This window comes from Streptomyces sp. SID5469 (assembly GCF_009862865.1).
GTDB lineage: Bacteria > Actinomycetota > Actinomycetes > Streptomycetales > Streptomycetaceae > Streptomyces > Streptomyces avermitilis.
In genome coordinates this window covers 7,549,222-7,572,460 of the sequence record NZ_WWIN01000001.1, presented here as the reverse complement: position 1 = coordinate 7,572,460, position 23,239 = coordinate 7,549,222, and the positions used below count along the sequence as shown (strand labels likewise).

Here is a 23,239-nt window from a genome sequence, read left to right as displayed (position 1 = left end):
CAACGAGTAGGCAGGAAACAGCGGAAAGTTGGTCCCTTACGCCCCATTTTATGGACGCCTTTGAGGCCGCAGCGAGATCAGCGCGATACCTAACATGTAACTAAGAAGAGCTGAGACGACCGCGTGAAGGGTCAGCCGCGGTGCGAGATGTCCGCCAGCTCCCGCGCCAGTCGCCGTACCGCCGTTGTCGGCGTCTCGTGCCCCGTCATCGCGTCGCGCACCACGGCCTGCACGGCCAGGCTGACCTGGTCGTAACGGGGACTCTTGGGACGCGGGGCGGCGGCGAGCACGCTCGCGCGCAGCGTCGGCAGATAGGGGAACTTCCGGATCAGCGCCGGGTCCCGGTAGAGCGCCGCCCGTACGGGCGGCAGCGCACCCCTGGTGAGGACCTGCCGCTGCACCGGCTCGCTGGTGAGGTACGCGATCAGGCGGGCGGCCGACCCGGGATGCCGGGCATGCGCGTTGACCGCGAGATTGGAGCCGCCGAGCACACTCGCGCCCGGGCCGTCGGGTCCGGGCAGCGGCACCGCACCGATCTTCCCGGCGACCGCGGAGCCCTTGCCCGACGCGCCGACGTAGGCGTACGGCCAGTTGCGCAGGAAGAGCAGATGTCCGTCCTGGAAGGCCTGCTTGGACTCTTCTTCCTTGTACGCGAGCGCCGTCTTCGGGATCCAGCCGTCGCGCACGCCGCGGGCGAGGAACCCGATGCCCTCACGGGCCGCGGCGGAGTTCACGGTGACGCGTTCGCCCTCGTCACCGAGGATCGTGCCGCCCGCCGAGTAGACCGCCTCGGCGGCGTTCACGGTGAGCCCCTCGTACGGCAGGAACTGGCCGGCGTAGCCGTCGAGCCCGTACTTGGGGGCGATGTCCCTGGCCTGCCGCTCCAGCTCGGCCCAGGTGCGCGGCGGCGGGACACCCTCCTTGGCGAGGACGTCCTTGCGGTACAGGAGGAGCCCGGCGTTGGTGACGTACGGGACGGCGTACAGCCTTCCGTCGTACGTCGCCGTGTCCACGACCGGCGGCAGGAAACTCCCGAGCGGGAAACGCGACCGCTCCAGCGGCGCGATCCAGCCGGCGGCGGCGAACTCCGAGGTCCAGGCGACGTCGATGTTGAGGACGTCGAAGCGGCTCCGGTCGCCGCCGCGCAGGTCGGTCGTCATCTGCGCGTGGGTCTCGTCGGCGGAGTCCGGCAGTTCGACGAGGGTGACCCGCTCGCCGGGGTGGGTGCGGTTCCAGCCGTCGAGCAGGGGTCCCAGATAGTTGGTGAGGTCGCCCGCGGTGGCCAGTGTGAGCGGGCCGCGACCGCCTTCGCGGGGCCCGTCGGACTGCGTGCCCGAGGCCACGTAACCGGTCAGGATCACCGCCGCGACCAGGAGGCCCCTACCGGCGGCGTGTATCCACCGCATAGGTTCCTCCCTGTACACCGGCGCCGGGCACCGTCGCCCGGAGTCAGAGGCCATGTATACCTGTTAGGTATGGGCGATACTAGGGCCTGCGACACATTGGCCCCCGGCACACCGGCCTGCGGCACAGAACAAGAACGCGAGGAGGAGAGCGGGAGTGCGGCTGCCCCTCCTGGCGCTGCTTGCGCGTGGCCCGGCCCATGGCTACGAGCTCAAGCAGGACCTTGAGCAGATGCTGGGTGCCGCGTACCCTCAGCCGAACGTCGGCCAGATATATGTGACGCTCGGCCGCCTGGAGAAGTCCGGGCTGATCGAGGGCGAGGAAGTCGAGCAGTCGAGCCGGCCCAACAAGAAGATCTACCACCTCACCGATGCCGGGCGGGAGGCGCTGCGCGCCTGGTACGAGGAGACGGCGGACGAGCCGCGGGTGCGGGACGAGTTCTTCATGAAACTCGCGCTCGCCCCGACGACCGGTCTCGCCGACCGGATCGCCCTGATCAACAAACAGCGGCGCCAATACCTGAACACCATGCGCAGTCTGTCGAAGCTCGCCGCGGCCGAGAACCGGGACAACCGCATCGCCCAGTTGCTCGTCGAGGGCGCCATGCTGCATCTCCAGGCCGACCTCGACTGGCTGGAGCGCTGCCAGGAGGAGTTGGAGGAGCTGGAGTGAGCCACACCGCTCCTTTGGTGCGCGCCGAGGGTCTGGTCAAGACCCACTTCGGCGAGGGTGCGCCCGCGTACGCCGTGCGCGGGGTGGACCTCGCCGTGCGGCAGGGCGAGTTCGTGGCCGTCACCGGCCCGTCCGGTGCCGGGAAGTCGACCTTGCTGCATCTGCTCGGCGGGCTCCAGCGGCCGGACAGCGGCTCCCTCTGGCTGGACGGCGAGTGCACCGACGCGTACGGCGAGGCCCGCTGGGCGGTGGAGCGCAGGCGCCGTATCGGCATCGTCTTCCAGTTCTTCAACCTGGTGTCGAACCTGTCGGTCGCCGACAACGTCGAGCTGCCGGCCCTGCTCGCCGGGGTCTCTCCCAAGCGGGCGCGCGCCGAGCGCGAGCAGCTCCTCGCCGAGCTGGGCCTCGAGGGCAAGGAGCGCAGCATGCCGGGCGAGCTGTCCGGTGGCGAGCAGCAGCGGGTGGCGCTGGCCCGGGCCCTGGTCAACCACCCGCCCCTGCTGCTGGCCGACGAGCCGGCGGGCAGCCTCGACAGCAAGGGCACGCGCGAGGTCATGCGGCTGCTGACCCGCTTCCACCAGCGCGGCCAGACCATCGTGCTCGTCACCCATGACGCCCGGCTCGCGAGCGCCGCGGACCGGGTGATCAGCTTCTTCGACGGGCGCATCGCCGACGACGCGGAACTCGACGGCACCCCGTCGCGCGGCGCCGGGATATCCGGCGTGCTGGAACTGAGGGACTGATCAGCCGTGCACGACCATCCGCAGCGGGACCGCTCCGTCGTACGTGAGCCCTGGGGCGAGCCGAGCGCACACGGGCCGAGCGCACACCGGCCGAGCGCACACGAGCCGAGCCCGTGGCCGGTGCCCGGTCGGTACGGCCGCCGTGGCGCGGGCGGACTGATGCACCGGCCCGGCGTGGCCGGATCGCACCGCCCCACCACACCCGGTCCGCTGAGCCGGCCCGGCGTGCACGCGCCGCGGCACCGGCCCGGGCCGAGAGGCTGAGGCGGCGTGCGGGCCACTCTGCGCTGGGCGCAAGCCGATCTGCGCACGCATCGCGGCGAGGCGCTGTTCATCGTGCTCGCCACCGCCGGCATCGTCGCCTCGCTGCTGCTTGCCGCGGCGCTGTTCGGCTACGCCACCAACCCCTGGCAGCGGGTGTTCACGCAGTCGCACGGTGCCCATGTGTGGATCCACACCGGCCCGTCGGCCGACGCCGCGCGGCTCGCCGAGCTGGACGGCGTCGCGGCGGTGTCGGGCCCGTATCCCACCGCCGCCACGACCGTCGAGTCGCGCGGTACCCGCGCCACCGTCGAGCTGCGGGGCACGGTCGAGCCGCCCGGCAGCGGCCGCCCGCTGCTCACCGCCGGCCGCTGGCTGGACCCCGCCGAGCCGGACGGCGTCGTCCTGGAGAGCAGCCTCGCCCGGTCGCTGTGGGCCGAGCCGGGAGACATCCTCACGCTGCCGGGCACCGTCCGCACGCTGACCGTGCTGGGCGTCGCCGACAGCGCCGAGCCTCGTTACCGCCCCGGGGAGCAGCCGGGCCTCGTATGGTCGCTGCCGTCCACCGTGCGGCGCGCCGACGGGCGCGGCGGCCAGGTCATCGGCCTGCGCCTGGACGATCCCGAGGACACGGACTACGCCGTCCAGCGGGCCGTCACCGTCCTCGGTTCCGGAGCCGTCAGCGAGGTGTCCGACTGGCGCCAGGCACGCGCCGCGGCCCAGGGCGACAACCGGCTGCTCGGGCAGGTGCTCGGCCTGTTCGGGCTCGGCGCGCTGGTCGCCGCCGCCCTGGCCGTCCACGGCGCGATCGGTACCCGTATCCGCGGTCATCTGCGCGACATCTCCGTGCTGAAGGCGATCGGTTTCACGCCGGGCCAGGTGGTGCGCATCTTCCTGCTCCAGCACCTGGCGTTCGCGTTGCTCGGCGCGGTGGTCGCCGCGGCACTCACCCAGGCGCTGGGCCGGCTGATCCCGGGCCGGCTCGGAGACGCCGTGGGCGTGTGGCAGGGGCTGCCGGGACATACCGCGGCGCTCTTCGCGGTGCCCGTGGCGGCGGTCCTCTTCATCGGTGCGACGACCGGCCTCGCGGCATGGCGGGCCGGCCGGGTCCCTCCGGTGCCGGTACTGCGGGCCGCGGCTCCGCTCGGCGGGCGCCTGTCGGGTGTCGCGCGCGGGGCGCTCGGGCTCCGGGTGCTGGGGCTGCGGCTGCCGCCCGCGCTGGTCCTGGGCTGGCACAAGGCGTTCACGCGGCGGCCGCGTTCGCTGGCGACCGTCTCCCGGCTCGCCCTGCCGCTGCTGCTGATCGTGGTGGCGCTGAGCGCGTGGACCACCATCGACCGCTTCCACAGCAGGCCCGAACAGATCGGTCTCGCCGCCGCGCTCACCGTCCGGGCGGACGAGAGTCTGAGCGACCCGGACGCGCGGACCCTGCTGGCCCAGAACCCGCGGGTCGCCGCCGTCCATCCGGGCGTCGAGGTCGCGGCCCTGGTCCCGGGGCAGACCGGCACGATCGCGCTGCGCGGGCTCGGCACGCGCCGGGACCCGTACCCGTTCTCACTGGCCGAGGGCCGCCCCGCCCGCGGCCCCGACGAGGCGGTGGCCGGTCAGGGGCTGCTCGACCTGCTGGACGTGCGCATCGGGGACTGGGTCCGGATGACCGTGGGGGCGCAGCCGCAGATCCTGCACATCGTGGGACGCAGCATCGAGCCGGAGAACGGCGGACGGGTCATCTCCACCTCGCTCGACACGCTCCGCGAGAACGACCCGGGGCTCCGGCCGACCCTCTACCAGCTCCAGCTGCGCCCCCACGCCGACCCGCACCGGGTCGCCGCCGAGCTGACCGCGTCCGCGCACGGGCGCTTCGACGTCCACCCCGTGACGAATCCGGCCGACGGGCTCTCTCCCCTGCGCGGCGTCGTGGTCGGGCTGATCGCCGTACTGGCCCTGATCGGGCTCATCGAACTGCTCACCGCGATCGGCGGCACCATACGCGAGGGCGAGCGGGATCTGCTGGCGTTGAAGGCGATCGGGCTGTCCCCGCGGCAGATCACCGCGGTCACCGTCACCGCCACAGGCTGCACCGCCTTGGCCGCGGTCCTCGTCGGCAGCACGCTCGGAATGCCCCTCGCGCACTGGCTGATCGATGTCCAGGGGAGGTCGAGCGGCATCGGCGCCGGGGTCGCCCAGGGGCCGTCCCCGGTGCTCCTGCTGCTCTTCGGCACGGCCGCGGTGCTGGGTGCCGCCGCGCTCGCCGCACTGCCCGCGGCACGGTCGGGCCGCCGCAGGCTGGCGGACACGTTGAGCGCGGTGGCCTGACCACCACACGGCACCTCGCCCGTTGTCCGGAGCACGAGGGGGCGAGTGGTGCAGGTGGTGCGCGCGTGGTGCAGGTGGTGCGCGTGGGGGGGGGTGGAGCCGGTGGAGCGGGTGGGGCGGGTGGCCGCAGAGGGGTCTCCGGGAGCGGGCGGCCTCCTGCCGCCCGCTCCCCGCCCGCCTACCGGCCCCGCAGCTGCCGGTACTTGGCGACCAGCGCCTTCGTCGACTCGTCCAGACCCGGCACGTCCGCGCCCTCGGTCAGTGCCGGTTCGACGCGCTTGGCGAGGACCTTGCCGAGTTCGACGCCCCACTGGTCGAAGGAGTCGATGTTCCAGACCGCGCCCTGGACGAACACCTTGTGCTCGTAGAGCGCGATCAGCTGGCCGAGCACCGACGGAGTCAGTTCCTTCGCGAGGATCGTGGTCGTCGGGTGGTTGCCCTTGAACGTCTTGTGCGGCACCAGCTGCTCGGGCACGCCCTCGGCCCGCACCTCGTCCGGCGTCTTGCCGAAGGCCAGCGCCTGCGTCTGGGCGAAGAAGTTGGCCATCAGCAGGTCGTGCTGGGCGACCAGGCCGGGCAGCAGATCGGCGACCGGCTCGGCGAAGCCGATGAAGTCGGCCGGGATCAGCTTCGTGCCCTGGTGGATGAGCTGGTAGTAGGCGTGCTGCCCGTTGGTGCCCGGAGTGCCCCACACGACGGGCCCGGTCTCCCACTCCACCGGGTTGCCGTCCCGCTGTACCGACTTGCCGTTCGACTCCATGTCGAGCTGCTGCAAGTAGGCGGTGAACTTGGACAGGTAGTGGCTGTAGGGCAGCACCGCGTGCGACTGGGCATCGTGGAAGTTGCCGTACCAGATGCCCAACAGGCCCAGCAGCAGCGGCACATTGTCCTCGGCGGGGGCGCTCTCGAAGTGCTCGTCGACGATCCTGAACCCGTCGAGCATCTCGCGGAACCGCTCCGGCCCGATCGCGATCATCAGCGACAGGCCGATCGCCGAGTCGAACGAGTAGCGGCCGCCGACCCAGTCCCAGAACTCGAACATGTTCGCCGTGTCGATGCCGAACTCCGACACCTTCTCGGCATTCGTCGACAGCGCCACGAAGTGCTTGGCGACGGCTTCCTGACCGGCCTTCAGCTCGGTCAGCAGCCAGTCGCGGGCCGAGGTGGCATTGGTGATCGTCTCGATCGTGGTGAACGTCTTCGAGGCGATCACGAACAGCGTCTCGGCCGGGTCCAGGTCGCGGACGGCCTCGTGCAGGTCGGCACCGTCCACGTTCGACACGAACCGGACGGTCAGCGAACGGTCGGTGAAGGAGCGCAGCACCTCGTACGCCATGGCCGGGCCGAGGTCCGAGCCGCCGATGCCGACGTTGACGATGTTCTTGATGGGCTTTCCGGTGTGCCCGGTCCACTCCCCCGTACGGACGCGCTCCGCGAAGGTGCTCATCTTGTCGAGCACGGCGTGCACGGCCGGCACCACGTTCTCGCCGTCGACCTCGACGACCGCGTCCCGCGGGGCGCGCAGCGCCGTGTGCAGGACGGCGCGGTCCTCGGTGACGTTGATCTTCTCGCCGCGGAACATGGCGTCCCGCAGCCCGAACACATCGGTCGCGGCGGCCAGCTCGCGCAGCAGCCGCAGCGTCTCGTCGGTGACGAGGTGCTTGGAGTAGTCGACGTGCAGATCGCCGACCTCGAGGGTGTATCCGGCACCGCGCCCGGGGTCGGCCGCGAACAGGTCCCGCAGATGGGTGCCCGCGAGTTCTTCGCGGTGCTTGGCCAGAGCGGTCCACTCAGGCCTCTGGTTGAGCCTGGTACGGCTGTCTGCGTTCATCTCGGACTTCCGCCTTCTTTCCTGCGTGTGCTGCTGCGTCCCTTGCCCCGCTGCCGGTCCCAACCTAATTGATCAGGGCGTGACGTGAGCTGTCGTCGCGCCGTCGTCCGGCTCGACAACAGGTACGTCCGGCGTGAGCGCGGGTATCAACGCGGTGCCGGCCAGCGCGAACAGGACGGCCGCGAACAGCGCGGGCCCGTTCAGCCCGTACACCTGTGCCACGGCGCCGCCCAGCAGGGCGCCGAGCGGGGCGCCGGACGTCGAGGCCGTGCGGAAGGCCGCGGCGATGCGGCCGACCATGGACGGCTCGCTGCGCTGCTGCATCAGCGTGACCTGGTTGACGTTCCACACCATGCCCATGGCGCCGAGCAGCGCCATGCCGACGATCAGGGCGGCGAGCTGGCGGACGGTGCCGATGAGCACCAAGGACGAGGTCTGGACGCCGACGCACAGGAGCAGGGCGCGGACTCTCCCCACGCGGTTCGCGATCCGCTGGGCGACGAAGCCACCGGCGAGGCTTCCGGCCGAGTACGCCGTCATCACGGCCGCGTATCCCGCGTTCCCCGTGTGCAGCCAGCGCGTCACGTGCAGCACCACGGTGGCGATCAGGGCGCCCATGCCGATGTTGCACAGCAGGGTGGCCGCGCAGATCGCGCGCAGCGGCCGGTCACGCCGGAGTGCGCGCAGGCCGTCGGCCATCTCCGCCCGCAGGGTGCTGCCGGCCGGGCGTGGCGCCCGCTCGGGCGCCCGGATCCGCAGGAAGGCCACGAGGGCGGCGGCCAGCAGATAGGTGACCGCGTCCGCGGCGAACGGCACGGCGGCCCCGGCGGCCAGCAACAGCGGCACGAAGGGGCTCGCGAGCAGGCCGCCCGCGAGCTGCTGGCCCGTCATCAGCCTCGCGTTGGCGCTGCCCAGGGCCTCGGGATCCACGAGGGACGGCAGCAGGGCCGTGGAGGCGTTGTCGAAGAGCGTCTGGAGGGTGGTCAGCGAGAAGGCGAGCACGAACAGCAGCGGGATCGACGCGTGTCCGAGCCCGACGGCGAGCGCGAAGGACGCCACCAGTGCCCCGCGTACCGTGTCCACGGCCCACATGGCCCGGCGCTGGTCCACCCGGTCCGCGACGGCGCCGCCGAGCAGACCGAAGAGCAGCCACGGAACGTAGCCGCAGGCGGTCACGGAGGCGATGACGAGGGGATCGTCGGTGAGCCGCACGGCAATCAGGGGTAACGCGGCGGTCCGCAGCGCGTCTCCGAACCGCGACACCACTGCCGCGCTCCACAGCCGCCCGAAGCCCCCGCGCCATGCGGGTGCTGCCACACCACTCGCCTCGGCCGTCGTCACAGCGCCCCCTCCCGGTCCACTCCTGCGAACCGTAACGGGCACCACTGACAGTCGACCGCGCAGCGAGCGGCGAGGCCGTGCGAAACACGTCCGGCCAGGCACTCCTCAGTGCCCGGCCGGTTCTCAATTCCTAGATTTCGCCCCGCAGTTTGGCGAGCGCCTCGGCGAGGATCGCCTCGCCGTCCGCGTCACTGCGCCGCTCCCGTACATACGCGAGGTGCGTCTTGTACGGCTCGGTGCGCGGCGGGTCCGGCGGGTTGTCCTGGTCCTGTCCGGCGGGAAAGCCGCAGCGCGGGCAGTCCCAGGTATCGGGAACCTGCGCGTCGCTGGCGAAGCTGGGCTGCGTCTCGTGCCCGTTGGAGCACCAGAAGGAGATGCGCAGCCGCGGCGCGGACTCGCCGCGCTCGGCCTCGCCCATCGGCCCCGCCCCGACCCGGCTTCCTCGGATCGCGTTGCCACTTGCCACGGTCGTAACTCCCTGCGTGATGGTGCCGCGAAGCGAGTCGGCGTGACGCTTCGCTGCGAGCGCCTCAGTCTACGTAAGGCCCAACGCGCGTCCAGTGATTGGAGTTACACCCCGCCCTCCAGACGCAAGCCCCATGATAGGCCGCGTCCGAAGACTCGTACCGAACATGGGGCGTTACGTGCGATATGCGTGGTCGTGCCGGCGTCAGCCCACGACTACCTACCTGTTGACCTTCATCAGGATGCCGAGCACGACAATGGACGCGAACCACAACAGACCGATCACCACGGTGATCCGGTCGAGGTTGCGCTCGGCGACCGAGGAGCCGCCGACGGACGACTGCATGCCGCCACCGAACATGTCGGAGAGGCCGCCGCCCTTCCCCTTGTGCATCAGCACCAGCAGCATCAGCAGCAGGCTGAAGACGATCAGGGCGATCGAGAACCCCAAAACCACGGCTGGACCAACTTCCTCGGAACTGGATGGACGACAACGGGGGCCGAAGCTTTTCCGGTGAGCTCTGTGCGTGCTCACTTTCAGAGCCCTCGGCCCCCGCAAGGGTACGACGGATCGCCGCTACCGCATACTCACTGGTCGCGGAAGCGCGCGATCTTGACGAACTCGTCGGCGTCGAGCGAGGCACCGCCGACCAGGGCGCCGTCGATGTCGGGCTTCGCCATGATCTCCGCGACGTTCCCGGACTTCACGGAGCCGCCGTACTGGATGCGGACCTGGTCGGCCAGCTCCTGGGAGTACAGCTCGGCGAGCTTGGCGCGGATGGCCGCGCAGACTTCCTGGGCGTCGTCGGCGCCGCAGACCTTGCCGGTGCCGATGGCCCAGACGGGCTCGTACGCGATCACGATGGTCTCGGCCTGCTCGGCCGGGACGTCCTTGAGGCCGCCCTCGACCTGGGTGAGCGTGTGCGTGACGTGGTTGCCCGCCTCGCGCACCTCCAGCTCCTCGCCGACGCACAGGATCGGGATCAGGCCGTGCCTGAAGGAGGCCTTGACCTTGGCGTTGACGATCTCGTCGGTCTCGTGGTGGTACTGCCGGCGCTCGGAGTGGCCGACCGCCACGTACGTGCACTTGAGCTTGGCCAGCATCGAGCCGGAGATCTCGCCGGTGTAGGCGCCGGAGTCGTGCGCCGAGACGTCCTGGGCGCCGTACTTGATCTTGAGCTTGTCGCCGTCGACCAGGGTCTGCACGGAGCGCAGGTCGGTGTAGGGCGGCAGGACGGCGACCTCGCAGGCCTCGTAGTCCTTGTCGGCCAGGGCGAAGGCGAGCTTCTGGACGTGGGCGATGGCCTCGAGGTGGTTGAGGTTCATCTTCCAGTTGCCCGCCATCAGCGGCATGCGCGAAGTCACGGTGTTCAGTCCTCCAGTGCGGCAAGGCCGGGGAGCGTCTTGCCCTCGAGGTATTCGAGGGAGGCGCCGCCGCCGGTCGAGATGTGGCCGAATGCCGTCTCGTCGAAGCCCAGGATGCGGACGGCCGCGGCGGAGTCGCCACCGCCGACGACCGTGAAGGCCTGGGAGTCGACGAGGGCCTGGGCGACCGCCTTGGTGCCCTCGGCGTAGTCGGGGTGCTCGAAGACGCCCATGGGGCCGTTCCAGAAGACGGTGGCCGCGTCGGCGAGCTTCGATGCGTACAGCTTGCGGGTCTCAGGACCGATGTCGAGACCCTCCTGGTCGGCCGGGATGGCGTCCGCGGCGACGGTGGTGGGGTTGGCCGGGGCCTTCGTCTTGAGGTCCGGGAACTCCGTGGAGACCAGCACGTCGACGGGGAGGACCAGCTCGACGCCGTTCTTCTCCGCGCGCTCCATGTACTCCTTGACGGTCGGGATCTGGTCCTCCTGGAGGAGGGAGATGCCGACCTCGTAGCCCTTGGCCTTGAGGAAGGTGTAGGCCATGCCGCCGCCGATCAGCAGGCGGTCGGCCTTGCCGAGCAGCTGGTCGATGACGGCGAGCTTGTCGGAGACCTTGGCGCCGCCGAGTGCGACCACGTAGGGGCGCTTGACGTCCTCGGTGAGCTTCTTCAGGACGTTGACCTCGGTGGCGATGAGGTAGCCCGCGTAGTGCGGCAGGCGTGCCGGGAGGTCGTACACGGAGGCGTGCTTGCGGTGCACGGCGCCGAAACCGTCGCCCACGTAGATGTCGGCCAGGGCCGCCAGCCGGTCGGCGAACGCGCCGCGCTCGGCGTCGTCCTTGGACGTCTCGCCCGCGTTGAAGCGCAGGTTCTCGATGACCGCTACCTGGCCGGGCTGGAGGCCGTTCACGGCGTCGTGGGCGGCGGGGCCCACGGTGTCCTGGGCGAACGCGACGGGCGCGCCGAGGAGTTCACCGAGCCGCTCCGCCGCGGGCAGCAGGGAGAAGGCCGGGTCCGGGGCGCCCTTGGGGCGGCCCAGGTGCGAGGCGACGACCACCTTGGCACCGGCCTCGGCCAGCGCCTTGACCGTCGGCAGGACGGCGCGGATGCGGCCGTCGTCGGTGATGAGGCCGTCGGCCAGCGGCACGTTCAGGTCGGCGCGGACGAAGACCCGCTTGCCGTCCACGCCTTCGGCGAGAAGTTCGTCGATCGTCTTCATGAAGGGACTCCTAGGAAGGCTCTGGTGATCCGGGAGGGCTGATCGATCAGTACGTGAGACAGGGCTCGGACAGCGCGGCTTTGCGCTGCCCGAGCCCTGCTCTACATCGAGGTGCCTGCTCCGGGACTTAGAGCTGGTTGCCGACGAAGACCGTGAGGTCGACGAGGCGGTTGGAGTAGCCCCACTCGTTGTCGTACCAGCCGAGGATCTTCACCGAGGTGCCCTCCATGACCATGGTCATGGCCGAGTCGAAGGTGCAGGACGACGGGTCGCCGACGATGTCCGAGGAGACGATCGGGTCCTCGGTGTACGACAGGTAGCCCTGCAGCTCGCCCTCGGCGGCCTTCTTGAACGCGGCGTTGACCTCGTCCTTGGTGACCTCACGGGAGACCTCGACGACCAGGTCGGTGGCCGAGCCCGTGGGGACCGGGACGCGCATGGAGATGCCGTCCATCTTGCCCTTGAGCTGCGGGAGGACCAGCGCGGTGGCCTTGGCGGCACCCGTGGTGGTCGGGATGATGTTCTCGGCGGCGGCACGGGCGCGGCGCAGGTCCTTGTGCGGGAAGTCAAGGATGCGCTGGTCGTTCGTGTACGCGTGGATGGTGGTCATCAGGCCCTTGACGATGCCGAAGTTCTCGTCGAGAACCTTGGCCATCGGCGCCACACAGTTGGTGGTGCAGGACGCGTTCGAGATGACGTTGTGCTTCGCCGGGTCGTACTTGTCCTCGTTGACGCCGAGGACGATGGTGATGTCCTCGTCGGAGGCCGGAGCCGAGATGAGGACCTTCTTGGCGCCGCCGGCGATGTGCTTCTCGGCGTCGGCCTTCTTGGTGAAGATGCCGGTCGACTCGATGACGATGTCGACGTTCAGCTCGCCCCACGGGATGTCGGCGGGGTTGCGCTCGGAGAACACCTTGATGGTCTTGCCGTCCACGGTGATCGTGTCGGCGGTGTGCGTCACCTCGGCCTTGAGACGGCCCAGAATCGTGTCGTACTTCAGCAGGTGAGCGGTGGTCGCGGTGTCACCCAGGTCGTTGACAGCCACGATCTCGATGTCTGCACCCTGCTCCAGCAGCGCGCGGAAGTAGTTACGACCGATGCGGCCAAAGCCGTTGATGCCTACGCGGATCGTCACGAACCGATCTCCTCGTTAGGTACGCCGGCATTCGACGCCGGCGAGTTGTATGGGATGTCCCCGACCGCCTACGACCCTACCTCCCTGAAGCCCCTGTGGTGACATCGAGATGCCCCATACACGGCGAGGCGGTCCGTACCCACCAGTAGGGGTACGGACCGCCCCGTCCTTGAGGCCTGACCACTCGTTTCGGTTACACGACACCAACTGCCGTTGACCGACCGGAGTCAGCCACCCAGCGCCGTCAGCGCCTTCCCGATCAGCGCCGTACGGTCGGCCGCCGCGGTGACGTGCTCCAGGCCGAAGCCGAACAGCACGGTGTCACGCGTGGTGACCGCTCCGTAGGTCTTGAAGAGCGCTCCGGAGCGCGCCCAGTCCTTGAGGACGGCCGGGCTGCCCGCGGGCGGTCCGGGCACGCTCCAGGCCCCGAGCGAGGTCTCGAAGCCCTCCGCCTGGGTGGCGGTGCCACCGACGACGAGGGAGGCGTCGTCGGCGAGGACACCGTGACCGCCGGAGCTCGGGTCGGTGATGTAGCTCAGCGAGACCTCGACCGACTTGCCGGCGTACGCGCTCAGGTCGAAGCCGACCTGCTGCCATCCGGTGGAGGCGCCGGTGAAGCTGTTCCAGGAGCCGCTGGTGCCGGTCGCGGTGCAGCCGCCGGCCGCCACGGTCAGGTAGTGCTTGAGCCAGGGGTGCTCGGCGACGAGGAACCCTGCCTCACAGTCCGCCGGGACGGTGGCTCCGGTGGCGCCGCCCGCCTCGGGGAGGGTCGTCCAGTCGTCGGCGCCGGTGGTGTGGATCTCCAGCACCGCGTGGTCGTAGCCGGGCTCCGTGTCCCACAGGAGCTGGGTGCGCAGGGTCGGCTTGTCGGCCGCGCCCACCCCGGTGAGATCGATGGTGCGGGTGAGTCGCTTGTAGGCGTCGTCGGTGTGGACGGCGGCCGCCATGGAGGAGCCCCCGTGCGGTCCGTACGGGTTGACGGTCCCGGCGAACTGGCCCGCACCGGCGCTCGCGAACTGCGGATACGTGGCGACGGACAGCTCGTCCGAGGTGACGCCGTAGGTGCCCGCCGCGTTCAGCGGGTTGCCCGGCGCGTCGCCCAGGGCGCCCGTGGACCCGTCGAGCTTGCCGGAGCCGGTGAAGCCGTTGGCCCCCGGAGTCGACGTACGCGAATAGGCGCCCAGGTAGTACTGGCTGAAGTCGTTCGACAGGGTGCCGTCGCCGAGGTCGACGCTGCCGCCCGCCAGCTCGCCCGCCTCGATCAGCTTGCCGCCCTCGTTGAGGAAGGCGCGCAGCTGGAGCTGGGTGGGGTTGCCCGGCCGGGCCGCGCCCGTGTAGTGGACGACGGTCTTGAAGTGGTCGAGCACGCCGAGCGCGTCGGGCGCGCCCTGGGTGGCGACGTCCCAGACGAGCGCCTTGTGGCCGTTGGCCTTCAGGGCGTCGACGTACTTCTGGGCCTGTGTGGCGGTCGCGCCCTCCTCGGCGACCACGAGGGTGTCCGCCTTCGGCCGCTCGGCCACGGTGTACGTGAAGTGCGCACTGGACGTCTTCTTGCCGCTCCTGGTCTCGCCGGTGAACCAGACCTCGACCTTGTCGCCCGGCTCGCCGTCCTGGACCTTGGTGCGGTACTCGTCGAAGTACAGGTTGTCGTCGCCCCCGTACGTCTCGCCGCCCTTCCAGGCCTTGAGCGCCATGTCCTCGGTGCGGCCGGCGTTGACGCGGTACTTGAGCTCCTTGTCGCGCACGGACTTGCGTACGACGACGGAGACCTCCTGGTCGGCGCCGCGGGAGTACGACGTGGAGAACGTCGCCGGGGTGAAGTCGGGCGCGTCGATGCCCACCGTGGAGGACGGCTTGTCGGGATGGGCGGCGGTCTCGGCGACGGAGAGCGCGAACGGGATGTTCTTCTCGAACTCCTGCTTGATCAGCTTCTCGTCGTCCGGGAAGTTGAAGACCGACTGGCAGTCGGCCGCGTTCCAGGTGTCGTTCGGGTCGATGTCCGACGCGGTCTGGCACGTCGACATCTCGGGCGTGAACATCGCCATGCCGTTGACGTTCGAGGCGTGGCCGTCCGCCTCGCCGTTGGTGGTGTACAGCTCCGAGGAAACCTGCGGGCGGTAGCCCGGGACCGCGGAGTTGTCCGGCGTACCGGCGAGGGACTTGTAGGCGATGTCGTCCGGGCTCGGCGTCGCCACCTGCCAGTCCACTCCGTAGAGGAGCAGTTCGGCGGCGGAGTGGTAGTTGATGCCGTACGTGAAGCCGATGCGCTTCTCGAAGGCGTCCAGGGCCTTGGTCTCGGGCTCGGAGCCGGGGCTCGCGCCGCGGTAGGTCTGGCTGGTGGGGTTGGGGGACGAACCCTCGTCGTCGTAGCCCCACTTGTAGGAGAAGTTGCGGTTGAGGTCGACGCCGTCGCCGGTGCTGATCGTGCCGTCGCCGTTGACGTCCCGCAGGTTCTTGCGCCACAGACGCGTGTCGGAGTTCTGGAACGTGTAGTCGTAGCCGTCGGGGTTGGCCGAGAGGACGAACCACAGTTCCGTCGAGTCGACGATCTTCTTGATGCGCTTGTCCTTGGAGTAGTTGTCCAAGTAGTAGTGCATCAGCCGCCGGGTCATCTCGGGCGTGATCCACTCGCGCGCGTGCTGGTTGGACATGTACAGCGCGGAGGGCTTGGCGCCGTCCTTGGTCTTCTTCGCGCCCTTGGTCAGTTTGAGCGCGAGGATGTCCTGGCCGTTCAGGGTCTTGCCGATGGAGACGACCTTGGTGAGGTCGGGGTGGGCCGCGCCCGTCCTGACGATCTCCTCCTCGAGACCGCCCTTTCCGCTGTACGGGCGGAACACGCCCTGCGCCGCGTCCTCGACACGCGCCTCGGCCTTGGCCGAAAGTGTGTGCTCGGTGAGCTCCACACCCTGCTTCTCCAGCTTCCGGGCCTGCTTGTCGGTGAGGTAGACCTCGACCGTGGCCGTGCCCTTCTCCGGCGCCTGTGCACCGAGTTCATGGCCGTCCTGCCCGGCCGCGAGCAGCAGGGGTACCTGCTGCTTCGTGACCTCGGCGCGGAACACCTTCACGGCGTCCGCATCCGGCTTGGGCGAACTGCCGCTGTCCGCCTGGGCGATGGGCGCCATGCCCGCTCCCCCGAGCAGCAGCGCGCCGGCAGCGAGGATCGATCTCGCTCTTCGTCTCATGAGCCCCCCTTGCAGTGGTTCGCCACAGCAGCGAACAGATGCCAGGCTCATGACACTCCATGATCGAGTCAAGGGCGCCTCAAAGACAGCGAAACGCCGGTGCCGACCACCCAAGTGGGTGTCGGCACCGGCGTGTTGGACTCTCGGCCTGCGTCGTTCCTCGCGCGTCAGCCTGCGAGGTTGTCTGCCATCTCCTCGGTGAGGTTGGACTCCGTGCCCGGGATGCCGAGGTCCTGCGCGCGCTTGTCGGCCATGGCCAGCAGACGGCGGATACGGCCGGCGACGGCGTCCTTGGTCAACGGCGGGTCGGCGAGCGCGCCCAGCTCCTCCAGGGAGGCCTGTTTGTGCTCCATGCGCAGCCGCCCTGCGGCCGCGAGGTGCTCCGGCACCTCGTCGGCGAGGATCTCCAGCGCGCGCTGCACCCGGGCACCGGCGGCGACGGCGGCGCGGGCCGAGCGGCGCAGGTTGGCGTCGTCGAAGTTGGCGAGACGGTTCGCCGTGGCGCGGACCTCGCGGCGCATCCGCCGCTCCTCCCAGGCCAGCACGGACTCGTGCGCGCCGAGGCGGGTGAGGAGGGCGCCGATGGCGTCACCGTCCCGTACGACCACGCGGTCCACGCCCCGCACCTCGCGGGCCTTCGCCGCGATCGACAGGCGGCGGGCGGCGCCGACGAGGGCGAGGGCGGCCTCCGGGCCCGGGCAGGTCACCTCCAGGGAGGAGGAGCGGCCGGGCTCGGTCAGCGAGCCGTGGGCCAGGAACGCGCCGCGCCAGGCCGCCTCGGCGTCGCAGGTGGCCCCCGAGACCACCTGCGGGGGCAGCCCGCGGATCGGACGGCCACGGCCGTCGACGAGGCCGGTCTGGCGGGCCAGCTGGTCGCCGCCCGCGACCACGCGGACGACATAGCGGGAGCCGCGGCGCAGTCCGCCGGGCGCCATCACGATCAGTTCGGAGCTGTGGCCGAAGATCTCCAGGATGTCCCGTTTGAGGCGGCGGGCCGCCATCGCGGTGTCCAGCTCCGCCTCGATCACGATCCGGCCGCTCACCAGGTGCAGGCCGCCCGCAAACCGCAGGATCGCCGAGACCTCTGCCTTTCTGCAGCAGGTCCGGGTGACGGGAAGCCGGGAAATCTCGTCCTTCACCGCTGCCGTCATCGCCATGGGCCGATCCTTCCATGCATCCGAAAAATACGGTCGTACGCGGCGGCCAACAGCTCCGGGTCGTGCCGAGGAGAACCGTCGGTCCGGGCCACCGGCGCCAGCTCGACCGCTGCCCCGAACCGCTTGGCGGCATCGGTGAGCGACTCTCGGTCGGGCACGGCGGCCTCGTCGGCCAGCACCACGTCCAGGGCGAGTTTAGGGGCGTGTCGTCCCAAAACCTCCAAATGACGCTGCGGGGAGAAGCCATCGGTTTCTCCGGGCTGCGGGGCGAGGTTCAGCGAGAGTACCCGGCGCGCCTTCGTCTGCGAGAGGGCGTCCAGGAGTTCGGGCACCAGGAGGTGCGGGATCACCGAGGAGAACCAGGAGCCGGGTCCGAGCACCACCCAGTCCGCGTCGAGGACCGCCGCGACGGCCTCGGGCACGGCCGGCGGGTCGTGCGGCACGACGTGCACGGACTGCACCTCGCCGGGCGTGAGCGCGACGGTCGCCTGGCCCCGGACGGTGTCGATGTCCTCGGGCCGGTCCGGGTCATGTCCCTTGACCAGCGCCTGGAGCTCCAGGGGCACGGCGGACATGGGCAGCACCCGGCCGTGCGCGCCCAGCAGCTTGCCGACCAGGTCGAGGGCCTGGACGTGATCCCCGAGCTGCTCCCACAGGGCGACGATCAGCAGATTGCCGACGGCGTGCTCGTGCAGGTCTCCCTGGGACTGGAAGCGGTGCTGGATGACGCGGGCCCAGGTCTGGCCCCAGTCGTCGTCGCCGCACAGCGCCGCGAGGGCCTTGCGCAGGTCGCCGGGCGGGAGCACGCCCAGCTCGTCGCGCAGGCGCCCGCTGGAGCCGCCGTCGTCGGCCACCGTGACGACGGCGGTGAGGTCGCCGGTGATCCGGCGCAGGGCGGCGAGCGAGGCGGACAGGCCCATGCCGCCGCCGAGGGCGACGACCTTGGGCTGGGCGCCCCGGCGGCGCGGCTTGCCGCCGCGCGCCTCGGGGGCCTTGCCGCCGCGCTCCTCGGGGGCCATGCGGCGCAGCCTGCTCAGCCGCAGAGCACGTCCGGTCATTCTCGGCCCATGTCCCGGTGGACGACGACCGTCTCCACTCCCTCGGCGGCCAGCCGGGCGGCGAGCTTCTCGGACGTGGCGACCGAGCGGTGCTTGCCACCGGTGCAGCCGACGGCGATGGTCACATAGCGCTTGCCCTCGCGCCGGTAGCCGGCGGCGATGAGCCGGAGCAGCTCGGCGTAGCGGTCGAGGAACTCCTTGGCGCCGGGCTGGTTGAAGACGTACGCCGAGACCTCCTCGTTGAGGCCGGTGAAGGGGCGCAGCTCCGGGACCCAGTGCGGGTTGGGCAGGAACCGCATGTCCACGACCAGGTCGGCGTCGACCGGGAGGCCGTACTTGAAGCCGAAGGACATGACGGTGGCCCGCAGCTCGGGCTCCTCGTCTCCCGCGAACTGGGCGTCCATCTTGGCGCGCAGCTCGTGCACGTTCAGGCTGGAGGTGTCGATCACCAGGTCGGCGTCGCCGCGCAGCTCGCGCAGGAGCTCGCGCTCGGCGTCGATGCCGTCGACGATGCGGCCGTCGCCCTGAAGGGGGTGCGGGCGGCGCACGGACTCGAAGCGGCGGACCAGGGCCTCGTCGGAGGACTCCAGGAAGACGATCCGCCGGGTGACGTTCTTCGACTCCAGGTCGGCGAGGGACTCGCGGAGGTTGTCGAAGAAGCGTCGGCCGCGTACGTCGACGACGACCGCGATCCTGGCCACGTTGCCCTGGGAGCGGGCGCCGAGCTCCACCATGGTGGGGATCAGCGCGGGCGGGAGGTTGTCGACGACGAACCAGCCGAGGTCCTCGAGACACTTGGCGGCCGTCGACCGGCCGGCTCCGGACATGCCGGAGATGATCACCAGCTCGGGGATGACCGCGTCGGGGACCCCGGCTGTTTCGATGCCCGTACTCACCTGTGCTCCGTTTTCCTGTGCCGCTTGCTGCGGGGCCTGATCCTCGCCTGATTCCTTGTGCGCTTCCTGGCCCTGCGCTGAGCGTTCTTCTTGGCGCTCTTCGTGCTCGGTCATGTCTCCTGCCCCCGTCGCTCGTCCGAGGTGCCCGCGGACACGGGCTCCTGGGAGGAACCCGCCGTCGTCCCGGGTTCCTCGTCTTCCATGATCTCTCCAGTCGCCGTGTTCACGGCGGGGACGGCCGGGGCCGCCTGGGCGAAGGCCACGGCGATCGTCTCGGCCGTCTTGCGGCCGATGCCCGGAACCTCACAGATCTGGTCGATGGTCGCGGATCGCAGCTTCTTCACTGAGCCGAAATGCTTGATCAGCGCCTGTTTGCGAGTCTCGCCGAGACCCGCCACGTCATCCAGGGGGCTCGCCCGGAAACGCTTGGCGCGTTTGGTGCGCTGGTAGGTGATCGCGAAGCGGTGCGCCTCGTCACGGACGCGCTGGAGCAGGTAGAGGCCCTCGCTGGTGCGGGGCAGGACGACCGGGTCGCCGTCGTCCGGCAGCCAGACCTCCTCCAGACGCTTGGCGAGGCCGCAGACGGCGATGTCGTCGATGCCGAGCTCGTCGAGCGCCCTCTTGGCGGCCGCGACCTGGGGCTGGCCGCCGTCGACGACGACCAGCTGCGGCGGGTAGGCGAAGCGCTTGGGGCGGCCCTCGTCGTCCTTCAGCTCACCGTCCTTCAGGTCACCGTCGGCCCACTCGCCGGTCCTCTCCTTCTCGGAGAGGTAGCGCCTGAAGCGGCGGGTGATCACCTCGTGCATGGAGCGGACGTCGTCCTGGCCTTCGAAGCTCTTGATCTGGAAGCGCCGGTACTCGCTCTTGCGCTGGAGTCCGTCCTCGAAGACCACCATGGAGGCCACGACGTCGTCGCCCTGGAGATGCGAGATGTCGTAGCACTCGATCCTGAGGGGCGCGCTGTCCAGGTCGAGCGCCTCGGCGATCTCCTCCAGGGCGCGCGAGCGGGTGGTCAGGTCGGAGGCGCGCTTGGTCTTGTGCAGCGCGAGCGACTGCTGGGCGTTGCGCTGCACGGTCTCCATCAGGGACTTCTTGTCGCCGCGCTGCGGAATGCGCAGCGACACGATCGATCCGCGGCGCCCGGTGAGCCATTCCTGGACGGGCTCCACGGGGTCGGGCAGCGCGGGGACGAGAACCTCCTTGGGCACGGAGTCGCCGGTCTCCTCGCCGTAGAGCTGCTGGAGGGCGTGCTCGACGAGATCCGCGGTGGTGACGGCCTCGACCTTGTCGGTGACCCAGCCGCGCTGGCCGCGTACGCGTCCGCCGCGTACGTGGAAGATCTGCACGGCCGCTTCCAGCTCGTCCTCGGCGACCGCTATCAGGTCCGCGTCGGTCGCGTCGGCGAGCACGACCGCGTTCTTCTCCATGGCCTTCTTCAGGGCCCCGATGTCGTCGCGCAGCCGAGCGGCCTTCTCGTACTCCATCTCCTCGGCCGCGTCCGTCATCTGCCGCTCCAGGCGGCGGATGTACGTACCCGTGCGGCCTGCCATGAAGTCGCAGAACTCCTCGGCGAGTTCACGGTGCTCCTCGGCGGAGACGCGCTCCACGCAGGGCGCCGAGCACTTGCCGATGTAGCCGAGGAGGCAGGGGCGGCCGGTGCGGGCGGCGTTCTTGAAGACGCCGGCCGAGCAGGTACGGACGGGGAAGACGCGCAGCAGCAGGTCGACGGTGTCGCGGATCGCCCACGCGTGCCCGTACGGCCCGAAGTACCGCACGCCCTTGCGCTTGTGGCCGCGCATCACCTGCACCCGCGGGAACTCCTCGTTCATCGTCACGGCGAGGTACGGGTAGCTCTTGTCGTCGCGGTACTTGACGTTGAACCGGGGGTCGTACTCCTTGATCCAGGAGTACTCCAGCTGCAGCGCCTCGACCTCCGTGGACACCACCGTCCACTCCACGGACGCCGCTGTGGTGACCATGGTGCGGGTGCGCGGGTGGAGGCCCGCCAGGTCCTGGAAGTAGCTCGCCAGGCGCTGGCGCAGGCTCTTCGCCTTCCCGACGTAGATCACCCGGTGGTGCTCGTCGCGGAATTTGTAGACCCCGGGTGAGTCCGGGATCTCTCCCGGCTTGGGGCGGTAGCTGGAGGGGTCGGCCATGTCTCACACCCTACTGGCGGGGGCTGACAGCGCGGCGACCCTGTGGACAAGGCCGGGGCCTGCCCGGCGGACCGTCGCCGTGGCCCACGGGCGGCGGCCGATGCCGGGGTCGGCTCGGGCCATTCGGGAGGTGCTGGGCAACGATGCGAGGACGTCGTCGAGGTGAAAGACGTGCGAGGTGACGGCCACGAGGGCGCCGGCGAAGGAGGGAGCGCATCCGGACGCCGCAGTTCAGCAGGTTGCGCATCAGGTGTTGTCGGAGCTTGGGCAACACGCTTCAATGCGGTGGAACTCGGGGTCCGCACACCGCGCCCACCTGCGAGCACGCCCCGCACGCCCACCGGGCGGCCCCGACGACCCCGTACGCGAACGGCCCGACCAGCCGTCGTGAACACTCACAGAAAGGCCCCCTGCATGCGGCACGGCACACAGCACGCGGACCTCGCCACGGACGAGTTGGAGACGGCGCTGCGCGGCGGACCCTTCCATGTGGCGCTGCGCACCGCGATCGCCGCCCGCGGGCTGCCCTTGCAGCGCGTGCAGCACCATCTGTCGCGGTACGGGGTCAAGGTCGGCGTGACGAGCCTGAGCTACTGGCAGCAGGGCGCCCGGCGGCCGCAGCGCCCCGAGTCGCTGCGGGCCGTACGCGCGCTGGAGGAGATCCTCCAGCTGCCGGACGAGTCGCTGATCCGGCTGCTCGCCACGGCCGACGAGCAACCCGGCGCCGACCGTCCCGGGAGCCGTTCGTACCGCTCCCTGGTGGAGGCTTCGGGGGTGCTGGAGCGACTGTTCGCCGAGTTGGGGTCGCCGCTCGACGGCGGACTGCACACCCTCGGCCACCACGAACGCGTACGGATCGGGGCCCACCGCGAGCTGCTGGGCCGCGATTCGCACCACATAGTGCGTGCGCACAAGGATGGCGTGGACCGCTATGTGGCCGTCCACCACGGTGACCCGGGGTGCGCTCCGGAGCGGATGGCGGTGCGCGCGCTGGAGAACTGCCGTACGGGGCGGGTGCGCCGGCACCCCGAGACGGGGGTGCTGGTGGCCGAGCTGCTCTTCGACACCCGGCTGCGCTCAGGAGATACGTTCCTCTTCCGCTACGGCTTCGACGACGGCACGGCCGGCCCGTCCAGCGAGTACGTTCGCGGGTTCGGCTTCCCCGGCGGGCAGTACGCGCTTCAGGTGCGGTTCGACGAAGCGGCGCTGCCGGTGCGCTGCCACCGGTTCACCCAGCACTCGGCCGCCGCCCCGCGCAGCGGCCGCCAGGAGCTGTCGCTGAGCGGACAACACCGCTCGGTCCACCTGGTCGAGCCGAGGGTGCGGTCGGGGATCGTGGGGATCGGGTGGGACTGGGAGTGAGCTGAGGCGTGTCCGCGGGGTCTCCGTCCCAGGGCCGGGGGCCCTCGGCGGAATGACCTAGGCGCCCGAGCCCGCGACGATCTTGCCGTTCCTGGCCTCGACGGACAGCTCGTGCAGCGGCTCGGTCGCCGGGGCCTGCAGCACCTTGCCGTTCGTGGCATCGAACTCGCTGCCGTGACAGGGGCAGGTGAGGGTCGTCCCCGCCAGCTTGTTGATGGCGCACCCCGCGTGCGTGCAGATCGTGCTGTACGCCTTCAGGGACCCGTCCCCGGCCCGGCTCACCACGACGTTCGCGTCCCGGTACAGCTTCGCGGCGCCCTTGGGGATCTCGCTCTCCGCGCCCAGCTCGACCGGCGCGGTGGGCGTGGCCGGCCAACCGCCGTCCGCTCCCGACGAACAGGCCGCGAGGCCGAGCCCGGCGACCGGGGTGAGCGCCGCTCCTCGAAGGACGGTACGACGGCTCGCGGCGGGACGGCCGGGCATGAGGATCTCCACTGGTCAGGGGGCGGTGCATGCCGACCGGGGGTGACCAGGGGTCGGCACGTGCCGTCGACGATACCGGCATGGATCACTGCGCCCCGGGCCGGCCAGAGTCGGCGTAAACGCTTGCGCAAGCGTTTACGCCCGGCCGCCGAATGAGATACGTTCCCGGCCATGAGGCCCGAGGAGCCTTGCCGC

At 70.5% G+C, this 23,239-nt stretch carries 18 protein-coding genes; 4 read left to right on the top strand and 14 right to left on the bottom strand.

Annotated elements, in window-relative coordinates:
- Positions 1-131 precede the first annotated feature (131 nt).
- Positions 132-1,406 (bottom strand): ABC transporter substrate-binding protein, encoded by a 1,275-nt coding sequence (locus GTY58_RS32785; protein ID WP_037646843.1) that lies wholly within the window; start codon positions 1,404-1,406, stop codon positions 132-134.
- Positions 1,407-1,560: 154 nt separating this feature from the next.
- Between GTY58_RS32785 and GTY58_RS32780 the strand changes: the two genes are divergently transcribed.
- The 3 genes from GTY58_RS32780 (at position 1,561) to GTY58_RS32770 (ending at position 5,396) form a co-directional block, all read left to right on the top strand.
- Positions 1,561-2,076 (top strand): PadR family transcriptional regulator, encoded by a 516-nt coding sequence (locus GTY58_RS32780; protein ID WP_010987705.1) that lies wholly within the window; start codon positions 1,561-1,563, stop codon positions 2,074-2,076.
- Positions 2,073-2,819: an ABC transporter ATP-binding protein gene (locus tag GTY58_RS32775; protein ID WP_010987704.1), complete on the top strand. Its 747-nt coding sequence runs from the start codon at positions 2,073-2,075 to the stop codon at positions 2,817-2,819. The genes GTY58_RS32780 and GTY58_RS32775 overlap by 4 nt, the downstream gene beginning before the upstream one ends.
- A 270-nt stretch (positions 2,820-3,089) precedes the next feature.
- Entirely contained in the window at positions 3,090-5,396 is a 2,307-nt protein-coding gene (locus GTY58_RS32770) for an ABC transporter permease (RefSeq protein ID WP_010987703.1), read from the top strand.
- 178 nt (positions 5,397-5,574) lie between these two features.
- Here GTY58_RS32770 and pgi read toward each other — a convergent pair whose 3' ends face one another.
- From pgi to uvrC, 12 genes are all read right to left on the bottom strand, one after another.
- Positions 5,575-7,227, bottom strand: coding sequence for a glucose-6-phosphate isomerase (gene pgi / locus GTY58_RS32765; RefSeq protein WP_010987702.1), 1,653 nt, complete (start codon positions 7,225-7,227; stop codon positions 5,575-5,577).
- A gap of 72 nt (positions 7,228-7,299) precedes the next feature.
- Positions 7,300-8,544 (bottom strand): MFS transporter, encoded by a 1,245-nt coding sequence (locus GTY58_RS32760; protein ID WP_242432299.1) that lies wholly within the window; start codon positions 8,542-8,544, stop codon positions 7,300-7,302.
- Between the two features lie 154 nt (positions 8,545-8,698).
- Positions 8,699-9,034, bottom strand: coding sequence for an RNA polymerase-binding protein RbpA (locus GTY58_RS32755; RefSeq protein WP_006349936.1), 336 nt, complete (start codon positions 9,032-9,034; stop codon positions 8,699-8,701).
- 219 nt (positions 9,035-9,253) lie between these two features.
- On the bottom strand, positions 9,254-9,490 hold the full coding sequence (gene secG / locus GTY58_RS32750) for a preprotein translocase subunit SecG (protein WP_078234928.1): 237 nt from the start codon (positions 9,488-9,490) through the stop codon (positions 9,254-9,256).
- 131 nt (positions 9,491-9,621) lie between these two features.
- Complete coding sequence (tpiA, locus tag GTY58_RS32745; protein ID WP_010987699.1) at positions 9,622-10,398, bottom strand: triose-phosphate isomerase; 777 nt, start codon at positions 10,396-10,398, stop codon at positions 9,622-9,624.
- Between the two features lie 5 nt (positions 10,399-10,403).
- Complete coding sequence (locus GTY58_RS32740; RefSeq protein ID WP_010987698.1) at positions 10,404-11,615, bottom strand: phosphoglycerate kinase; 1,212 nt, start codon at positions 11,613-11,615, stop codon at positions 10,404-10,406.
- A gap of 127 nt (positions 11,616-11,742) precedes the next feature.
- Complete coding sequence (gene gap, locus GTY58_RS32735; RefSeq protein WP_010987697.1) at positions 11,743-12,750, bottom strand: type I glyceraldehyde-3-phosphate dehydrogenase; 1,008 nt, start codon at positions 12,748-12,750, stop codon at positions 11,743-11,745.
- 227 nt (positions 12,751-12,977) lie between these two features.
- Positions 12,978-15,932: a M14 family metallopeptidase gene (locus tag GTY58_RS32730; protein WP_010987696.1), complete on the bottom strand. Its 2,955-nt coding sequence runs from the start codon at positions 15,930-15,932 to the stop codon at positions 12,978-12,980.
- 167 nt (positions 15,933-16,099) lie between these two features.
- Positions 16,100-17,089 carry a DNA-binding protein WhiA gene (gene whiA / locus GTY58_RS32725; protein WP_010987695.1) on the bottom strand — a complete coding sequence of 330 codons (990 nt, stop codon included), beginning with the start codon at positions 17,087-17,089 and terminating at the stop codon, positions 16,100-16,102.
- Positions 17,080-18,147 carry a uridine diphosphate-N-acetylglucosamine-binding protein YvcK gene (gene yvcK, locus GTY58_RS32720; protein WP_010987694.1) on the bottom strand — a complete coding sequence of 356 codons (1,068 nt, stop codon included), beginning with the start codon at positions 18,145-18,147 and terminating at the stop codon, positions 17,080-17,082. The genes whiA and yvcK overlap by 10 nt, the downstream gene beginning before the upstream one ends.
- Entirely contained in the window at positions 18,144-19,157 is a 1,014-nt protein-coding gene (rapZ, locus tag GTY58_RS32715) for an RNase adapter RapZ (RefSeq protein WP_010987693.1), read from the bottom strand. Before rapZ ends, yvcK begins: the two co-directional genes overlap by 4 nt.
- Positions 19,154-21,199, bottom strand: coding sequence for an excinuclease ABC subunit UvrC (gene uvrC, locus GTY58_RS32710; RefSeq protein ID WP_010987692.1), 2,046 nt, complete (start codon positions 21,197-21,199; stop codon positions 19,154-19,156). The genes rapZ and uvrC overlap by 4 nt, the downstream gene beginning before the upstream one ends.
- Positions 21,200-21,613: 414 nt before the next feature.
- Here uvrC and GTY58_RS32705 point away from each other — a divergent pair, with 414 nt between their 5' ends.
- Positions 21,614-22,561 carry a hypothetical protein gene (locus tag GTY58_RS32705; RefSeq protein ID WP_010987691.1) on the top strand — a complete coding sequence of 316 codons (948 nt, stop codon included), beginning with the start codon at positions 21,614-21,616 and terminating at the stop codon, positions 22,559-22,561.
- Positions 22,562-22,618: 57 nt separating this feature from the next.
- Here the strand turns inward: GTY58_RS32705 and GTY58_RS32700 are convergent, their stop codons facing one another.
- Positions 22,619-23,044 carry a Rieske (2Fe-2S) protein gene (locus tag GTY58_RS32700; RefSeq protein ID WP_010987690.1) on the bottom strand — a complete coding sequence of 142 codons (426 nt, stop codon included), beginning with the start codon at positions 23,042-23,044 and terminating at the stop codon, positions 22,619-22,621.
- Between the last annotated feature and the right edge of the window lie 195 nt (positions 23,045-23,239).

Bases quoted from the DNA above. Each gene is read 5' to 3' on its own strand.
- GTY58_RS32785 (WP_037646843.1), bottom strand. From the start codon at position 1,406: ATGCGGTGGATACACGCCGCCGGTAGGGGCCTCCTGGTCGCGGCGGTG.
- pgi (WP_010987702.1), bottom strand. From the start codon at position 7,227: ATGAACGCAGACAGCCGTACCAGGCTCAACCAGAGGCCTGAGTGGACC.
- GTY58_RS32740 (WP_010987698.1), bottom strand. From the start codon at position 11,615: ATGAAGACGATCGACGAACTTCTCGCCGAAGGCGTGGACGGCAAGCGG.
- GTY58_RS32730 (WP_010987696.1), bottom strand. From the start codon at position 15,932: ATGAGACGAAGAGCGAGATCGATCCTCGCTGCCGGCGCGCTGCTGCTC.
- whiA (WP_010987695.1), bottom strand. From the start codon at position 17,089: ATGGCGATGACGGCAGCGGTGAAGGACGAGATTTCCCGGCTTCCCGTC.
- yvcK (WP_010987694.1), bottom strand. From the start codon at position 18,147: ATGACCGGACGTGCTCTGCGGCTGAGCAGGCTGCGCCGCATGGCCCCC.
- rapZ (WP_010987693.1), bottom strand. From the start codon at position 19,157: ATGACCGAGCACGAAGAGCGCCAAGAAGAACGCTCAGCGCAGGGCCAG.
- uvrC (WP_010987692.1), bottom strand. From the start codon at position 21,199: ATGGCCGACCCCTCCAGCTACCGCCCCAAGCCGGGAGAGATCCCGGAC.
- GTY58_RS32705 (WP_010987691.1), top strand. From the start codon at position 21,614: ATGCGGCACGGCACACAGCACGCGGACCTCGCCACGGACGAGTTGGAG.
- GTY58_RS32700 (WP_010987690.1), bottom strand. From the start codon at position 23,044: ATGCCCGGCCGTCCCGCCGCGAGCCGTCGTACCGTCCTTCGAGGAGCG.